This window comes from Fibrobacter sp. UBA4297, assembly GCF_002394865.1.
Taxonomy (GTDB): domain Bacteria; phylum Fibrobacterota; class Fibrobacteria; order Fibrobacterales; family Fibrobacteraceae; genus Fibrobacter.
Window position 1 is genome coordinate 1 of record NZ_DGUZ01000019.1, and the last position, 15,633, is coordinate 15,633.

Below are 15,633 nucleotides of genomic sequence, written 5' to 3' on the forward strand. Positions count from 1 at the left end.
TTCTCCGGCGGTACGAGCGGTCTCTCCATCGGCCACGCTTCTCCGGAAGCCGCCAACAAGGGTAACATCGGCCTCGTGCACACGGGCGACGTCATCGAAATTGACATCCCGAACCGCACCATCAACGTGGAACTCACCGACGAAGAACTTGCCGCCCGCCGTCAGGAAATGGAATCCCGTGGCGCCAAGGCATGGAAGCCGGAAAACCGCGACCGCGTCGTGTCCAAGGCATTGCAGGCATACGCAGCCATGGCATCAAGTGCTGATAAAGGTGCTGTCAGAGACCTGTCTCTGATTGGCATTAAGTAAGCCATGCGTTAATGTTCTTTCAGTGAGCTGGAGTCGCCGATATTAATCGGCGATGGAGGCGAGAGGCGGCGAGGTATCGCAGTGTAAATTGCAATCGAGCCGCCGGTCGTCACATGGTGCAGTCAGAGACTTGTCTCTGATTGGAATTAAATAAGGGCATCTCCTTTTTATACAAAAAACGGCACCGCGCAGGTGCCGTTTTTTCATCCATACAAATTTTCTAAACCAAACTACACGACAGTCAGAATGTCCGAGAATCCCGTCACCTCAAAAATTTCCTTGATTTCATCGCAGACATTCTTGATGATCATCTTGCCTTGCTTGTTCATAATCTTCTGGGCAGAAAGCAACACGCGCAATCCCGCCGAAGAAATATACGTCAGCTTGGCAAAGTCAAATTCCAAGTCCGAGACACCATCCAACTTGCCCTGAATTTCAGATTCGAGCAAAGGCGCCGTCATCGTGTCCAAGCGCCCTTCCAAAGCGAAAGAGGTATTGGAACCATCCACATTTTTTTCGATTTTCATTATCAGCCTCTCTTTGTATTTTTAAATCTACAATAAATTAACCAAGTTTTTTAACAACCGTTAAAACATTCTTCTGGCCATCGCGTTTGTATTCAACGCCATCCATAATCTTTTTCACGAGGAATATTCCGAGCCCGCCAATCTCACGATCCTCGGCAGAAAGCGAAACATCCGGATCAGTCTTCTTCAGCGGATCGTATTCCACCCCCTCGTCGATAAAAGTGAGCTTTGCCGTCAGCACGTCTTCATTGACGTTCAAAATCAACTTCATGTTCGACGACCCCGAATAACGAACAACATTACTGAACAGTTCGTCAATGGCAATGCCAATCTGCATAATAGCCTTAGGCGACGGATTCAACGGTTCAAGGGAGCTTTCGACAAACTCCGTTAACGTCCTAACATTTTCAAATTTTGAATCTACGACGATTTCTTTAACCCAATTCTGCATATTACCAGCCAAAAGTTTCGTAAATCATACAATAATTATACATTTATCTCGCGAAAATTGTCAATATTTCTGCAAAAAGCCTCAAAAAATGTGCTTAAAAACAAACAATTCTATATTTCCGCACATGATTAACACAACTCTTTGCTACATCGAACAAGACGGCAAGTACCTGTTGCTCCACCGCATCAAAAAGAAAAACGACATCAACAAGGACAAGTGGATAGGTATTGGTGGCAAGTTCGAAGAATGGGAATCACCCGAAGACTGCATCCACCGCGAAGCGCTCGAAGAGACGGGCCTCACGCTCATCCGCCCCAAATACCGCGGCATCGTCACGTTCATCAGCGACGGCATGGACCAGACCGAATTTATGCACCTCTTTACAGCGACCGAATTTACGGGCACACTCAAGGATTGCGACGAGGGCGTACTAGAATGGGTGGATAAGCAGAAAGTGAAGGAACTCCCCCACTGGGACGGCGACTTGATTTTCCTTGCGCTTCTTGAACGCGGCGAGCCATTCTTTTCACTCAAGCTCACCTACAAAGGCAGCACACTCACAGAAGCATTGCTCAACGAAAAGCCTGTTACGCTCCAGGATTTTTTGTAGCAATGTGACATCCGCAACATTTTTTAGGAAAAATTGCCGCTATGACTTAACAAAACGCTTTAAATTAAGCATATTTGTAGTACTCCAAACCAACCCCAGACTCGGCAAGATGCGTTTTCTACGATATTGCCGAGTCGCTTTTTATATAAGTGGTCAATAGTCCTTGGCCAAGTGCACACCGCCCGCCATGCAGGTGTTCTCTAGTTTAACCAAAAATTACCACTTCGCAAGGGCGTTCGAGACTATCAAATCCTGAAGCTTTTCAACGGCTCGCGTCTGACCATGGCGGTCTTCGGTCTCATTCGCCTGAACGTCATAAACACCATCCGCCGAAAGCGACTTGCTCTCGTAGATGATTCTTTCTTTTACGTTATCATAAAATCTGACTTCAACACGGATTGTCACGCGGTAGGTTTCGACATCGCTATTGCTATTGTAATTTTCAGGCTTGTTGGAATAGCTTAACAAAGTAATCTCAAAATCGGCATTGGCATCGCCATTCACCAAACGCACACCGCCCGCATTGCGCTTAAACATATCGACAACAGCGGTGTGAATATTATTGGCAAGCACCGGGTCTAAGGTTTTGTCATCAACTTCATGGATGTTGACCGTCTTGATATGGCTCGGGAGTGTACTTGCCGTAAAGCTATAGCAGCCAGAAAAAACGCAAGCCAGCAAAGCAAGCATCAAGGCAACAAACAAGCGCGAAATAAACTTACGATAAAGCATAACGATAATTTAGTAAAAAGGGGATTAAAGCGCGGAATATTTGCGAAACATCCACCCATCAATAGATAAACACCCCGCAGCGTAGAGCCACAGGGTGTTCAAAAATCTATAGAACTAAGCCTTATTTTTTCTGAGTTCTGCGATAACCGCGACGAATCGTTTCAGTTGTACGCTGGAACGGCATCGTCATAGTAGTCGGATTGTTACCGTTACTTGCGTAGCAGTAAGAATAAGCTTCCTTCACAACCGTCATCTGGTAGATGTACGGTCCCGTAGCAAGCAGGCGACCCTTATCTGTAACCGGATACATCTTGATTGTAGCAAGCATTGCACCTGTAGAACCATACATCGGCGTTTCGCCACAGCCAGGAACCTTTACACCTGCAGACTGCGTTGAAGAACGCAAACCGTTCAAGGCGTTTTCGAATTCTTCCTTAGTCACGCGCTTGCTATACTGGTTCACGAAATGCCCCAGGTGGTCAAACACGCGGATGTTCACGTGGAACGGCTGAGTCGTCGGGAAAGACCAGCTCGTGCAAGACTCGTTGCTCTTCTTGCCAGGAATATTGGTAGAAAGGTCGTTATAGCAAAGGGTCTTGTTTTCATTTTGACCCGCACCATAAACAACGCCTGCTCCAGCCGGAATATTGGTAGCGCCTTGCGGACCAGAGGACATCAGCACCTTAGCGCTATCCTTAGCCCACTTGAGCGGGTCCTGATTGCTCACAGCCGGAATTGGGGTCAACACGAGGTCTGCCGTCATATCGGTCGGAATCGTACCATCGTTGCTTTCAGCAAGGTTCGTAAGTACTTCAGATTCATTGGTAAAGTCCGGACGGTCATAAGCCGGATCATCCGGGACCACAGGAGTCGTAGCCACAGCAGTGTAAGAAATCTTACCCCACTTTTCACGTTCATCAAAGCCTTCAACATGCTTGCCAGAAGCAGATGCAATATAAATCGGCTGCATGGTCCCAGGCATAATCATCTTCTTAGACCATGCCATCAACTGAGTCCATTCCTGAACCGTGTAGTTACCGCCGTTGCCATCGTCATCAAGACCCTTGCTATACGGAACGTTGAAAGCAAGTCGGTCATCGCCCAAAAGGCCACCATCGATAACCTTACCGGACGTATCCATGACAACACCTTCAAACTGGTACATCTGACCATCGGCCCCCTTGTCAATAGGACCAATCATCGATGTTGTGTAAAAGCCGTAGACAACAGTATGCTTGAGGCCGTTAGCATCAGTCTCTTCACGCAAGACCAGCATTGCAGGGACGCCCAATTGAGCTGAATTCTGGATAGCAACAAGGCTCGAATCCGCGAGAGGTACGTTCATGTACATGCTGTTGTTCGCCTTACCATTTTCGTCAACCTTCACGACAACGTCGCTAACAGTCGGCTGACCATAACGGGACGGAGCAAGTTCTGCAAGGGATGTACGGATGTAAATGTTAGAACCATCAGATTGACGGTCGGCATAGAAGAAATGCAAATGATGCCACGTATCATCAGCCCAACCCGTCAAAGGAGACGAACCAGCGCAGTTCGAATAACCGGCAAGAGGCTCCGGAGTGCCATCCGGAAGAACATTACAACCATGGTTGTTTCTTGCGAGAACTTCAATATCCACCTTGCCCGGAGCGGACAAGTGCGTACCGCCCAAGTCCACAACAAGAACGCCATCCACAAAAATCCACATGTCATCGTCACCGGCGAATTCGAAAACTTCGTGCAGCGGGACCTGGTTCGACTGCTTGTACTTGAAGCTTGCATAACCCATCATGGTAAACGCATAGTTACGGAGGTGCTGCTTACCTAAATTGCCGTTAGTCTTGAGATCATAAGCAACAGCAGCCTGCCATGCGGCACTGTGTCCGGAACCATTAGAATTGACGGCACGCGGACCACCCTGATTCAACCATTCCTTGCAAAGTTCAAATGTATTCTGTCCCAAATAGTCAGCCTGGGAATTAGCATACTGGTAATTGTATGGCGGGCAGAAAATGGAAAGCGTCTGCGGCTCAAACTGGTCACAAACACCATTCGGCTGGATTGATGGGTTGCAAATCTTGTCACCAACACGTTCACGAGTAATCGGGTTGATACTGTCAAGAGGAGAATAACCACCGTTATTGTAATTATAGTCGTAGATGTAGTACTTGGAATTCGGATCCTTCGGAATATCCATCGTCGTATTGATGCGCTTGTTCTGACCCGGAACATCAAGATACCACTGTTCGAAATACTGGTTATCGCAAAGGGGATTCAGCTTCTGGATGACAACGCCATCATACATGTCATACTTGCCATCGGAGCCCACTTTTGTAAACATCAAATATGGAGCCACCATGCCAGGCGTATAAATAACTTCATTGGCCCAGTTCGTTTTGCCATTCGGGCACTTGAAACCGCTCACGTCATTCAAAGCATTTTCATAGCCACGCAGAATAACATCACGCTGATAGGCGTCCTTTGTTTTCTGGGCACATTCACCATACAGCAACACTTGATTAGTTGCGGAGGTTCCCTGCAAATATAGCGGAAGATATGGATTTCTCTGAATCGGAAGACCATCGATACCAATCTGAGCACCAGCACCATACTTGGTAAACGAGTTCTTGTTACCGCAAGTATTGTGAAAATTAGAGGCTCCATACCAAGTCACATCGTAGCCATAAGTATTCACTAAAGTGCCAGACGGAGACCTGTAATTATAGATTTCGTCAATATGATCAACGGATTCTTCGGAAAAATTTTCGAAGTCCGGATGATTTGGCTGGAAATCTCGAATGACAATATCCAACGTACGGACATCCTGGGTCTGGGCAAAACCAACAGCGGAACAACCAAACAGAGCACCGAGGGTAATCCATTTATATAATTTCATAAATTCCAATCTCCACCTAAGATTAGGTTACAACAATTCCACCTAAATATACACCAAATAAATTGAAAAGAGGTCCTATTATAATGCAAAATATATGTAAAAACAGAAAATATTGAGATTTTTAGGCAATTACCGTATTATATCCGAAATTAACCTTGGTTGCAAGTCTTCTTTTTATGGGATTAACTATTTTTTCCGCCCATGAATTGGTCCATCGTTTTTTTTATAGCCATGATGCTTCTGCTTCTGCGCATTTTGCGTTTGAGGATCCGCGCCAACACAACCCGTTCGGAATCGTTCAAGCGACTTCCACACAAAGATCAGCTCGCTGTACTCAAGGAATGCCTTTTGAATAACCCCTCGGAGGCAAACATGCGAAATCTCGCAGACTTTGCCGAACGTACGTCGCGAAAAATCGACATCGAAAGCTATCGGCCGTTCCTCAAGTCGCAGTTGGCGATTTTCGGTCGTAAAGACGCTATCGCCGAGGATAACGAGCTTTATATTGCAGAATCAGCCTGGATGGATGCGATTACACCGCTTGAATTTGAAGAAGCCGCCGCAAGCAAGCAAGAAGGCGATATGCAAAAGTTCATCGAGCATTCGCTTGAAGGGATAGCCCGCCTGTACTCCGACAAAGCTATTTTAGAGGCGCTCAAGGGGATTGCCCCGGACTACCCACACGCCACAGAACTTGCCGAAAGCTACAAGCAACTCATGCAAGTTCGCGACGAAAGTGGCGCCGACGACAAGTCCCTCGAAAAGCTCCGCAAGCTCAAAGACGCTTGGGAAGAAGACTTATTGAACGTAAGATTAGTAGGAAGTAGACAGTAGACGGTAGGAAGTTGGCAGAACCTAGCCCGCTCCGCTCTTAGAACTTAGTTGGCAGAGCTTAGAGAGAAGAGCAATGTTCTAAGTTCTAAGTTCTAAGTTCTAAGTTCTAAGTTCTAAACTCTAAGTTCTATTTCTCCAAAAAGTCCAGCACCTCGCCCGCCAGTTCCACACAGCGGTTGCACGGGATAATCTTATTCGGGCGGATTTCCTGACACTTGGTACAGCCCTGAGCGCCGCGCTTAAAAACATCTTCAATTGATTCGGCATGGTCGGGTTGCATCATCTTCGCCACATAGAGCGCCCCGCACAAGCCGTCCGGAGCCTTTCCGCCACCAAAAGCACGGAACATTTCGGCAACCTTCACTGCCTCTTCTTCGGATTTGCCCGTAGCGCGGGCATAACCGTAAGCCACCGACATCGCGCAGTTACCGCGCTTATCCGCATGGAATTTCTTCGAAAATTCGGCAATCGACATAAAAGCTCCTTTTACAAAAGACAATGTAAATTTACATTCGTGACAGGCGCTGAAAAACTAAATTTCGCATTTTCATCATTTTTTACGTGAGAAAAGCGCGTTTTTCACAAATTTTCACGTAAATTCTAGTACAAATTAATCAAAATTTTCGAAAATTCGGGATTTCGCGCTCAAAACCGGCACAAAACACAGGTTAAAGATCCTTTTTCGCGAAAAAATCACTTCCAAAAAGCAAAAAAATTTACAAAAGCGGCATGTTCACCAGCTTTTATTACATACAACATTAAAAATTTACGTGAATAAAGCTCAAAAATTGAAAATTTTCACGTAAATTTCGCCATTTTTAAAGTCATTCCCGCCCCCGAGTGGGCGGACAGCACTTGGAACTTTGTTCCATAGTGCGCATGGCCACCTTTAGGTGGGAACCTCCCTTTCTGCGTTTTTTATATTCTAGCTATGCCTAACGAAAACAACGACATCAAGAATCTCGACTTAGACGCCCTCATCGGCAACATGAGCTCCATCAACAGCGAAGACTACTGGTTTACCAAGGTCTCAAAAATCGAAGAACACGACGAAACCGCTGAGCCAAAGCAAGGCGGTCAAGGCTAAAACGAAAACGCCAAAACGGCGCCGTAGCGGCCATCCAGTGGGTTCAGCAGAGGAGTGATTCCAACCTGCAAGGACTTGCTCTTTTTTTTGGATTCCTCCCATTTTTGATAATAATAATTGTAGTCTTGTTGTCGATTATTCTTGGCTATATCAAAGACGATATACCCAATTCCAGCTGCAACCATAATGGTAAAAGGTGTAAATATTCCAATAGCCTCTAGAGTTGACAAATCGTCACTTCCTTCAGTATTAAGATCCGAACAAATCTTTACCATAAGAGCCCCCATAGTTACGCCCATTCCACCAAAGAATGTCCAAAGCATAACATTGGAAATAAAATCATCAGAGCGATATTTTTCCAAGTTGTATTCGTACATTTTCTGATAATACTCAGCAGAATTAGCTGACGCGTCCACAGCAGGTTCTTGCGCCAAGCAAGGCATCATCAACAACGCAATACACAACAAAATAATTTTCATGCGAAATAATATAAAAAAAGAACCCCCGCAAACGCAAATGTTTTGAAAGGAGATGCCGCATCTAGTGCGGCATGACAACACAAAAAAGACCCTGCAAAAATTGCAGAGTCTTTCAAAGGTGATGGATCCTATCGCCCTTTTTAGGGCTCCAGGATGACATTCCTGTGATTACTTATCCGTGAGGAATGCGACGCCCGGAAGAACCTTGCCTTCCAGAAGTTCGAGGGAAGCGCCACCACCCGTAGAGGTGTGGGTCACCTTCTTGTCGGCGCCGTACTTCTTGGCAGCCGTAGCGGTATCGCCACCACCGATCACGGTGATTGCGCCGGCAGCGGTAGCTTCGACGATAGCGTCGGCCATAGCCTTGGTAGCCTTTTCGAAGGCTTCGAATTCGAACACGCCTGCAGGACCGTTCCAGACGATGGTCTTGGCGGACTTGATAGCGTTCACGAAGAGCTTGGTGGACTCGGCGCCCACATCGAGGCCCATCCAGCCAGCCGGAATGCCTTCGGCGTCAGAGACAGCCTTCGTAGCGGCATCGGCAGCGAACTTGTCAGCAGCGATGTAGTCAACCGGGAGGATGATTTCCTTGCCGGCAGCCTTGGCCTTGGCCATCAGATCCGGAACGAGCTTAGCGCCTTCTTCGTCAAACAGGGACGAACCGATTTCGATGTTGTTCAGAACCTTCTTGAAGGTGAAAGCCATGCCACCGCCGATGATAATCTTGTCGGCCTTGTCGAGGAGGTTGTTGATGAGCTGGATCTTGTCGGCGACCTTGGCACCGCCGAGGATAGCGAGGAACGGACGCGGAGGATTGTTGAGCACCTGGTCGAATGCCTTGAGTTCCTTGTTCATGAGGAAACCGGCAGCGCGCTGCGGAAGTTCAACACCAGTCATGGAAGAGTGGTCGCGGTGAGCGGTACCGAATGCGTCGTTCACATAAACGTCAGCGAGCTTTGTGAGGCTTGCGCGGAATGCCTTCACGGCTTCCTTGTCGGCCTTTTCCTTAGTTTCGGTGCCATCGGCGTTCTTGATCTTCCTCTTGCCTTCTTCTTCGATGTGGAAGCGGAGGTTTTCGAGGAGGATGATTTCACCCGGCTTGATAGCGGCGCAGGCGGCTTCGACTTCCGGACCCACGCAGTCGGAGAGGAACTTCACAGGCTTCTTGATGAGTTCTTCGAGCTTCTTTGCAACCGGAGCGAGCGTATATTTCATGTTCCTTTCGCCATTCGGACGGCCGAGGTGGGAAGCGAGCACGACGGCTGCACCGTGATCGAGAGCGTACTGGATGGTCGGGAGAGCGGCTTCGATACGCTTGGTGTTGGTGATTTCGCCAGTCACCTTGTCCTGCGGAACGTTGAAGTCAACACGGATGAACACGCGCTTGCCGGCGAGTTCGAGATCTTCGATAGAAAGCTTTGCCATTATAGCACCTTCTTTTTTAGGGTTAAAATTTTACGGGGGAAAATATAGTAACTTTTGCGTAGGGCGAACAAAGCGAAGCTGCTTGCAGATTCATTTTTGAGCCCAGCAAAAGACGCTCAAAGAGCGTCAAAAGCGAGAGCAGCGGCAAAAGTGTACAAGGCGAGAGTAGCAAAATCGTGCTTGCACGAATTTATTACCGAGCCGTAGCCACGGACGCTGTAGGCGTCAAACAACTTGTTGTTTTGACATTGCCGAGCCGTACTAGATGCGCTCCAAAGGAGCGCCATATAGTAAAGTCGCAACTAGTTACTAGACATTTATTGCTAGAAAAGTCTTCTTGGAGTGTAACAATGACATTAAAAGAAGACGATAAAATCCAGACCCCTAACAAATCACGTTTACGTTTGTAACTAGATATTTACAGTACAAATTATCAAACCGATAAATTCATGATATTTTTATCACACATATAATTTATGTTACCTAACGCGATTCCCATCACGAAAAAAAATTATATAATTCACAATAGGTGTTTTTTTTATATATTTTCCAAAAAAATTGGATTATTTCGGAGTAGAAACGATGAAGCGTTCTTTCTTATTGGCCTTATGCCTTTCCGCAGCTGCAGCTTTTGCAGGAGTATATGATATTGCTGATTTCACGGCTAAAGACGCCGTCATGTCTGACAACCAGGTTTTTGCCGCCAATGGCGGTCAAGAACTGAGCACAGCATCCGTTGAAGAAACAGCCTCCCTCCCCTCTGGCAAAGTAGTTCTCCGCCAGAAGTTCGCCCAAGAATCAGGCTTAAACGCCTACCAGCTCTATGTTGGCGATGCAGGTGATCTTTCTTCCATGACAGCATTGAGCATTCCGTCTAATGCATCCTACAAGAACGTCATTAAATCCAAGCTGTACGTCCGCCGCGGCATGAAGCCGGGTGACGACGCCGAAAAGGTCTACTTTGACGGCAAGTTCGTCTATATTCCAGGCGCAACATCCGCTATCGCATTTGTCAACGGCGTTGCCGCAGAACTCAAAAGCGAAGCCCCGACATCCGCTGCAAGCGCAGCCCCAGCACAAGAATGTGGCGAATTCGACGTTTCTTGCGACGAGGACATTATTGCAGCAAAGAATACCAAAAACGTTGATGTTTCTGGCGACCTGAACAGCACAAACTCCTATGCAGATTCCCGCGACTATTCTGCATCTGCAGCCGCCCAAGAAGTTACAGACCGTTTCGGTATTGCTGACGAAGTTCGCTTCTGGAGCGCCGTTGCCCTTTCCGCTGTTGCCGCAGGTAGCGCTGTTATCGGCGTTCTCCAGCAGATGAAGTCTAGCGAAGCTGACAAGGCTTATAAGGACCTTGAAGGCGTTGCCAACGCAGTAGATGAAAAAATCAAGATTGTCTGCAGTTCCATGGGTGACCAAAGCAAGTGCCTCGACTTCTACAGAAACAAGGCCGACGACAAGGCTTTCCAGGTTAAGAATGGTTGGTCTTATGTAGAACTCCAAAGAAGAATGAAGGTCAACAAGGACACCAAGGAATCTTACGCCATGGGTCGCAACATCTGGTTCGGCGTGACGGCCGTTTCGTTGACCACTGCTATCGTATTGTTCGCATGGTAATGGAACAAGGGCGAATCCGGCTCAAAGACGTTCAATTTGATTGCATCGTGGGCATACTCCCCTACGAACGCGAAAACGAGCAACCAATCATCTTGAACCTAACCCTTTGGTTGGACTTCGCCAAAGCAGCAGAGACTGAAGATTTAAACGAATCTATAGACTATGCAAAGTTGGCGGAAGAACTCAAAGGGTTCATCCGCCTTTCTTGTTTTAAGCTAGTCGAAACTCTCGTCGTAAAAACCGCAGAATACGTTCTGGAACATTATTCCAAGGCAACCGCGGTTGAAGTATCAGTCGCTAAACCACAAGCGGTTCCCGGATGCCTCGGGGCCGAAGCAAGCGTTAAGATTAGTAGGAAGTAGACGGCAGGAAGTCGGAAGGAATCTTTTTCAGCCCATCATTCTCTAAAGGCGCGGTAGCGCAGGGCTTCAGAGAGATCCACAATGTCTACAGCCGAAGCGCCTCGCAAGTCGGCAATCGTCCGCGAAACTTTCAACAACCTAAAGTACCCGCGAGCACTCAAGTCCATCTTAGAGGCTGCGTTCACGGCGAAGCGCTCTACAACAGGCGCCATCGCCGCAAATTTCCGTGCGTATTCCGATGACATCTCGGCATTGGATTTAAACGTCAAATTACGGAAGCGTTCCCGCTGAATCGCACGTGCCGCACATACGCGCCTACGAATATCAGCAGAAGACTCCCCTCGCCCTTTTATCGCAAACATCGCAGCATCTACAGGCGGCACGCTCACTTGAATATCAATACGGTCCAATAGCGGACCCGAAATTTTTTCGCGATAACGTTTACGCGCCTCGGGTAAGCAAGTGCATTCACGCTTCGGATCCATAGAATAGCCACACGGACACGGGTTCATTGCAGCGCCCATCATAAATCGAGCAGGCCACACTACAGTACCGCTTGCTCGGCTAACCGATATTTCTCCTTCTTCCATCGGTTCGCGTAACGCTTCCAAGACACTCCGGTTGAACTCAGGCAGTTCATCCAGAAACAGTACCCCATTATGCGCCAAGCTCGCCTCGCCCGGCAAAAGCCTAGTGCCGCCGCCCACAAGCGAAACCATCGACGCCGAGTGATGCGGTGAACGGAACGGTCTAGCAAGCACAGGTTTAAATTCGTCAGAATCACCTGCACTACGAGCACACGAATGAATTCGCGTTGTCTCCAAGATTTCCTGTTCAGTCATCTCGGGCAAAATTCCCGGCAAGCATTTCGCACAAAGCGTCTTGCCCGCACCAGGCGACCCAACAAGTAAAAAGTTATGCGCACCAGCAGCGGCAATTTCAAGCGCACGCTTTACGCCTTCCATCCCCACCACATTCTTAAAATCAGGGACTTTATCATCAACATCTACTCGGTACGAGGCAATCCCTTTTGCAATTTTCACATTCTGACTGGAATTGCGCGCCAAGATTTCAACACATTCCCCAAGCGAATCCGCACAAACAAAATGAAGACCTTCCACCAGCGAAGCCTCCTGCACATTCCCGCGCGGAATAACGAGAATACACCCACGTTCTGTAGACAAATTCATTGCAATGGATAACACACCACGGACAGGCTTCAACAAACCATCCAATGAAAGTTCGCCCACAAAGACATAACGTTCCAACTGCGGGACTTCAATCTCCCCCGTTGAAACAAGCAAGCCAATCGCCAGCGGAAGGTCTAACGCACTCCCCTCCTTTCGCAGATCCGCAGGTGACAAGTTTACCGTTGTACGAAAACCGGTCACCACTTTTCCGATGGAACGTATCGCCGAAACAACACGTTCTCGAGATTCCCTTACCGCATTGTCCGGAAGCCCAACAAGAGTAAAACCAGGCAGTCCTTGAGCGGCATCGACTTCTACACTAACAGGAACAGCCTTTATTCCAAACAAGCAATAAGAACGGATTCTGCGAAACAACTTGCACCTACCTTAAGCTACTGCAGCCTGATACTTTTCAAGCACGCAATTTTCAATGTGTTCACGCAGCTGACGCGTAATCGGCAAACACACAGTACGATAATCTTCGCCCTTGTAGAACGTATCAATCGGGTAGCCCACAAACATGCCATTTTCGCCATCCATCACGCGGAGCCCGCGAATCTGGATTTGGTCGTTCAACACGATGGTCGCAAGCCCCTTCATGTGGCCAAGGTTTGCACCTTCCTTGAACGGAAATACTTGAACATTCGTCACGGCAAGGCAATCAAATGCCGGGGACATTGCAGGGAAACCCGGAGTTTTCTTTTCTGTTTTTTCAGCCATATCGGCCTCCTATTTTTTTGAAGATAAACCGCAATTGAACGCACTCGCATTCTTGCGGAACGCAACACATTATGCAAAAGACGTGCCAAAGCCAGAATTGGCGTTTTTAAGCAAATTTCGGCATTTTCATTCAAATAAAAAAGTGATTAATCGATTTAATCACTGATTAATCAGTCTTTTTAATTCATATAAGTTAATCAATTTAATACTTTATCCACATTAAATTAAAGCTATAAAATAAGGTCAATAGTCATTAGTCAATGGTCATTAGAAAATCTTTAGTTTCAATAATCAACTATTGACTAATAACCAATAACTAACTACCAATAACTTTTTCTAATTTCTACCCATGCTATTAAAACCGAATATGAAATGGACGGCAAATCAGGGTATCATCCACCCGATGGTCACTGCCGAGTTTTCGCAAACGACAAATTGCATCGTCGTCAAGTTTACCATTGAAGAACCTGTAGACTGCTACCGCGCCGCCGTTCAGGAAGACAACGGACGCAGCTGGGAAGATTCCTGCGTGGAAATCTTTTTGCAGAACCCAGCAAACCCAGCCGAATATTTCAACTTCGAAACGACAAGCCGAGGATTTGTACTTGCAGCCCGCGGCACCGATCGCAATAACAGACAAACGCTTCCGCTTGAAGCAATTGCAAAAATCAAGCGTTCGGGAACAGCGCCAAGCATCCAGGACGATTCCGTCTACTGGACAATGACGGTCGAAATCCCTGCCGAGATTTTTGGAATTAAAGCATTCGAAGCGCCACTCCGCGGAAACCTCTACAAGTGCGCCGATAAAGCAAACACGCCCCATTACCTGAGCGCGTTCCGCATAGAAACAGAAAAACCGGACTTTCACCGCCCGGAATTCTTTGATATTTTAGGATAAATGGAGATGCCCGCTTACTTCGACTGCGCTCAGCACAGGCTCCGGCGGGCATGACAGGCGCCATTACATCATACGGAGTTTCATCTCGAAGACGGCGCGATCATTTTCATCAAGGATTCGCATGTACGTAGCCCCGTTGTGGTCCGCACGGAAGATTCTCATCGTCTGCCCTTCTTCGGATTCGCCCAAGTAATGGACTTCAAGTTCAGACGGAATGCATAGCTCCAAATCCGAAGCGTTAAACACGTTCAACGCAAGTTTCACGTACTCGATGTTGTTCATGTGGTGCGACATGTCGATATGCTGCGACAACACCTTTTGCTGATAAACTTCTTCGTATTCTTCGGGCTTCACATTAAAGCGGTCGAATTCATCCGTCATGAACGCTTCCGGGAATCCTTCAGACGGGAAGTCCACATCTGAAAGGCGCATCGGACGATGGCGATCAAGACTGAGACAGCACATTTCCTGTTTCGCGAAAATAATCGGTTCGCCTTCCACCGTGGTAATTGCCGTATTTTCGTTCAAACGAATCAACTGGTTATCTGCCGGGAAGGATGTCGTCACAACCTTATCGCGCCAGTACGGACGCTTGAGGAACTTGAACTTCGCCTTGTAAACGACCCAAAAGCCGCCCTTTTCTTTTACCACGAAATTGTCCATTTTCATGGCGCCAAAATTTTCTGTAATATTGTCCTGGACCATGAGCGCAGTCTGTGCAAGGCCCATCTTTCCAGAAACATCAATATAAGCCGAAGTTATTGTTCTCGGCTTTTGGAACACGAGCGGATTTTTCGCCAAAGTATAAATATCAATCATGATTTTAATATAATTTTTTTTATCATTTGGGCGCATGTCTACCGTTATTATTTTCAATAAGCCTTTTGGTGTTTTGAGCCAGTTCACCCCCGAAGCGGGTCACCCCGCCCTCGACAGCTTTGGATTTCCGCCGGGAGTGTACGCCGCAGGCCGTCTCGACCACGATAGCGAAGGCGCTTTACTCCTGACCGATAACGGCAAACTCATCAAAAAGCTACTGGACCCGAAATACGAGCACCCACGCACATACTTAGCTCAAGTGGACGGTCAAATCACCGAAGACGCAGTCCGCAAGCTCGCAAAAGGCGTAGACATCAAAGGCTACCATACCAAGCCCTGTAAGGCAGAAATTGTCGAGGCCCCGGACTGGATTTGGGACCGCACTCCGCCCGTACGTTTCCGCGCAAACATTCCCACAAGCTGGGTAAAACTTACACTCATCGAAGGCAAGAACCGTCAGGTGCGCCACATGACCGCAGCCGTCGGCTTCCCTACACTCCGCCTTGTCCGCATGCAAATCGGAAACATTCCGCTTGGCAAATTAAAGCCAGGCGAATGGCGCGTAGTTACAGACAAAGTTATTTAATTGTCAAATTACTAGACATATAGCCTTTGATAAATTGACAAAGGAAGTTTTCTAAAGGCCAATATTTATCCCCCTTCAAAGA

At 47.5% G+C, this 15,633-nt stretch carries 19 protein-coding genes; 8 read left to right on the forward strand and 11 right to left on the reverse strand.

Annotated features, from left to right (window positions below; translation table 11 throughout):
• Positions 1-309: dihydroxy-acid dehydratase (locus B3A20_RS10765; protein WP_290764594.1), on the forward strand; the 309-nt coding region annotated here is incomplete at its 5' end.
• A 230-nt stretch (positions 310-539) separates the two neighbouring features.
• Here B3A20_RS10765 and B3A20_RS10770 read toward each other — a convergent pair.
• Together B3A20_RS10770 and B3A20_RS10775 are read right to left on the reverse strand one after the other, a co-directional pair.
• A complete protein-coding gene (locus B3A20_RS10770; protein ID WP_290764595.1) occupies positions 540-836 on the reverse strand; it encodes an STAS domain-containing protein in 297 nt (98 codons plus the stop codon).
• Positions 837-873: 37 nt separating this feature from the next.
• Positions 874-1,287, reverse strand: a complete 414-nt coding sequence (locus tag B3A20_RS10775; RefSeq protein WP_290764597.1) for an ATP-binding protein — start codon at positions 1,285-1,287, stop codon at positions 874-876.
• A gap of 124 nt (positions 1,288-1,411) precedes the next feature.
• Between B3A20_RS10775 and B3A20_RS10780 the strand changes: the two genes are divergently transcribed.
• Complete coding sequence (locus B3A20_RS10780; RefSeq protein WP_290764598.1) at positions 1,412-1,897, forward strand: NUDIX hydrolase; 486 nt, start codon at positions 1,412-1,414, stop codon at positions 1,895-1,897.
• Positions 1,898-2,113: 216 nt separating this feature from the next.
• Here the strand turns inward: B3A20_RS10780 and B3A20_RS10785 are convergent, their stop codons facing one another.
• Positions 2,114-2,629, reverse strand: a complete 516-nt coding sequence (locus tag B3A20_RS10785; protein WP_290764599.1) for an LptE family protein — start codon at positions 2,627-2,629, stop codon at positions 2,114-2,116.
• 121 nt (positions 2,630-2,750) lie between these two features.
• Positions 2,751-5,525, reverse strand: a complete 2,775-nt coding sequence (locus B3A20_RS10790) for a fibro-slime domain-containing protein (RefSeq protein ID WP_290764601.1) — start codon at positions 5,523-5,525, stop codon at positions 2,751-2,753.
• A gap of 231 nt (positions 5,526-5,756) precedes the next feature.
• Between B3A20_RS10790 and B3A20_RS10795 the strand changes: the two genes are divergently transcribed.
• Positions 5,757-6,359 carry a hypothetical protein gene (locus B3A20_RS10795; RefSeq protein WP_290764603.1) on the forward strand — a complete coding sequence of 201 codons (603 nt, stop codon included), beginning with the start codon at positions 5,757-5,759 and terminating at the stop codon, positions 6,357-6,359.
• Between the two features lie 127 nt (positions 6,360-6,486).
• Here the strand turns inward: B3A20_RS10795 and B3A20_RS10800 are convergent, their stop codons facing one another.
• On the reverse strand, positions 6,487-6,834 hold the full coding sequence (locus tag B3A20_RS10800) for a hypothetical protein (RefSeq protein ID WP_290764605.1): 348 nt from the start codon (positions 6,832-6,834) through the stop codon (positions 6,487-6,489).
• Between the two features lie 456 nt (positions 6,835-7,290).
• Here B3A20_RS10800 and B3A20_RS10805 point away from each other — a divergent pair, with 456 nt between their 5' ends.
• Positions 7,291-7,446, forward strand: a complete 156-nt coding sequence (locus tag B3A20_RS10805; RefSeq protein WP_290764607.1) for a hypothetical protein — start codon at positions 7,291-7,293, stop codon at positions 7,444-7,446.
• Here B3A20_RS10805 and B3A20_RS10810 read toward each other — a convergent pair.
• From B3A20_RS10810 to B3A20_RS10820, 3 genes are all read right to left on the reverse strand, one after another.
• A complete protein-coding gene (locus tag B3A20_RS10810; RefSeq protein ID WP_290764609.1) occupies positions 7,443-7,925 on the reverse strand; it encodes a hypothetical protein in 483 nt (160 codons plus the stop codon). The two genes, B3A20_RS10805 and B3A20_RS10810, sit on opposite strands and share 4 nt — an antisense overlap.
• A 168-nt stretch (positions 7,926-8,093) precedes the next feature.
• Positions 8,094-9,350: a phosphoglycerate kinase gene (pgk, locus tag B3A20_RS10815; protein WP_290764611.1), complete on the reverse strand. Its 1,257-nt coding sequence runs from the start codon at positions 9,348-9,350 to the stop codon at positions 8,094-8,096.
• 116 nt (positions 9,351-9,466) lie between these two features.
• On the reverse strand, positions 9,467-9,637 hold the full coding sequence (locus B3A20_RS10820) for a hypothetical protein (RefSeq protein ID WP_290764614.1): 171 nt from the start codon (positions 9,635-9,637) through the stop codon (positions 9,467-9,469).
• A 295-nt stretch (positions 9,638-9,932) separates the two neighbouring features.
• On the opposite strand from B3A20_RS10820, the gene B3A20_RS10825 reads away from it, so the two are divergent.
• Both B3A20_RS10825 and folB read left to right on the forward strand, forming a co-directional pair.
• Positions 9,933-10,976: a hypothetical protein gene (locus B3A20_RS10825; protein WP_290764617.1), complete on the forward strand. Its 1,044-nt coding sequence runs from the start codon at positions 9,933-9,935 to the stop codon at positions 10,974-10,976.
• A complete protein-coding gene (gene folB, locus B3A20_RS10830; RefSeq protein WP_290764620.1) occupies positions 10,976-11,338 on the forward strand; it encodes a dihydroneopterin aldolase in 363 nt (120 codons plus the stop codon). The genes B3A20_RS10825 and folB overlap by 1 nt, the downstream gene beginning before the upstream one ends.
• A 35-nt stretch (positions 11,339-11,373) precedes the next feature.
• On the opposite strand, the gene B3A20_RS10835 is transcribed toward folB, so the two are convergent.
• The gene (locus B3A20_RS10835; RefSeq protein ID WP_290764623.1) at positions 11,374-12,903 is read right to left on the reverse strand and encodes a YifB family Mg chelatase-like AAA ATPase; all 1,530 of its coding nucleotides are present in this window, start codon (positions 12,901-12,903) and stop codon (positions 11,374-11,376) included.
• A 12-nt stretch (positions 12,904-12,915) separates the two neighbouring features.
• Entirely contained in the window at positions 12,916-13,248 is a 333-nt protein-coding gene (locus B3A20_RS10840; RefSeq protein ID WP_139260822.1) for a SpoVG family protein, read from the reverse strand.
• Between the two features lie 367 nt (positions 13,249-13,615).
• On the opposite strand from B3A20_RS10840, the gene B3A20_RS10845 reads away from it, so the two are divergent.
• Positions 13,616-14,146: a carbohydrate-binding family 9-like protein gene (locus B3A20_RS10845; RefSeq protein WP_290764629.1), complete on the forward strand. Its 531-nt coding sequence runs from the start codon at positions 13,616-13,618 to the stop codon at positions 14,144-14,146.
• A 63-nt stretch (positions 14,147-14,209) separates the two neighbouring features.
• Here the strand turns inward: B3A20_RS10845 and B3A20_RS10850 are convergent, their stop codons facing one another.
• Positions 14,210-14,965 carry an acyl-[acyl-carrier-protein] thioesterase gene (locus tag B3A20_RS10850; RefSeq protein WP_290764631.1) on the reverse strand — a complete coding sequence of 252 codons (756 nt, stop codon included), beginning with the start codon at positions 14,963-14,965 and terminating at the stop codon, positions 14,210-14,212.
• Positions 14,966-14,999: 34 nt separating this feature from the next.
• Here B3A20_RS10850 and B3A20_RS10855 point away from each other — a divergent pair, with 34 nt between their 5' ends.
• Positions 15,000-15,551: a pseudouridine synthase gene (locus B3A20_RS10855; RefSeq protein WP_290764633.1), complete on the forward strand. Its 552-nt coding sequence runs from the start codon at positions 15,000-15,002 to the stop codon at positions 15,549-15,551.
• Positions 15,552-15,633: the final 82 nt, after the last annotated feature.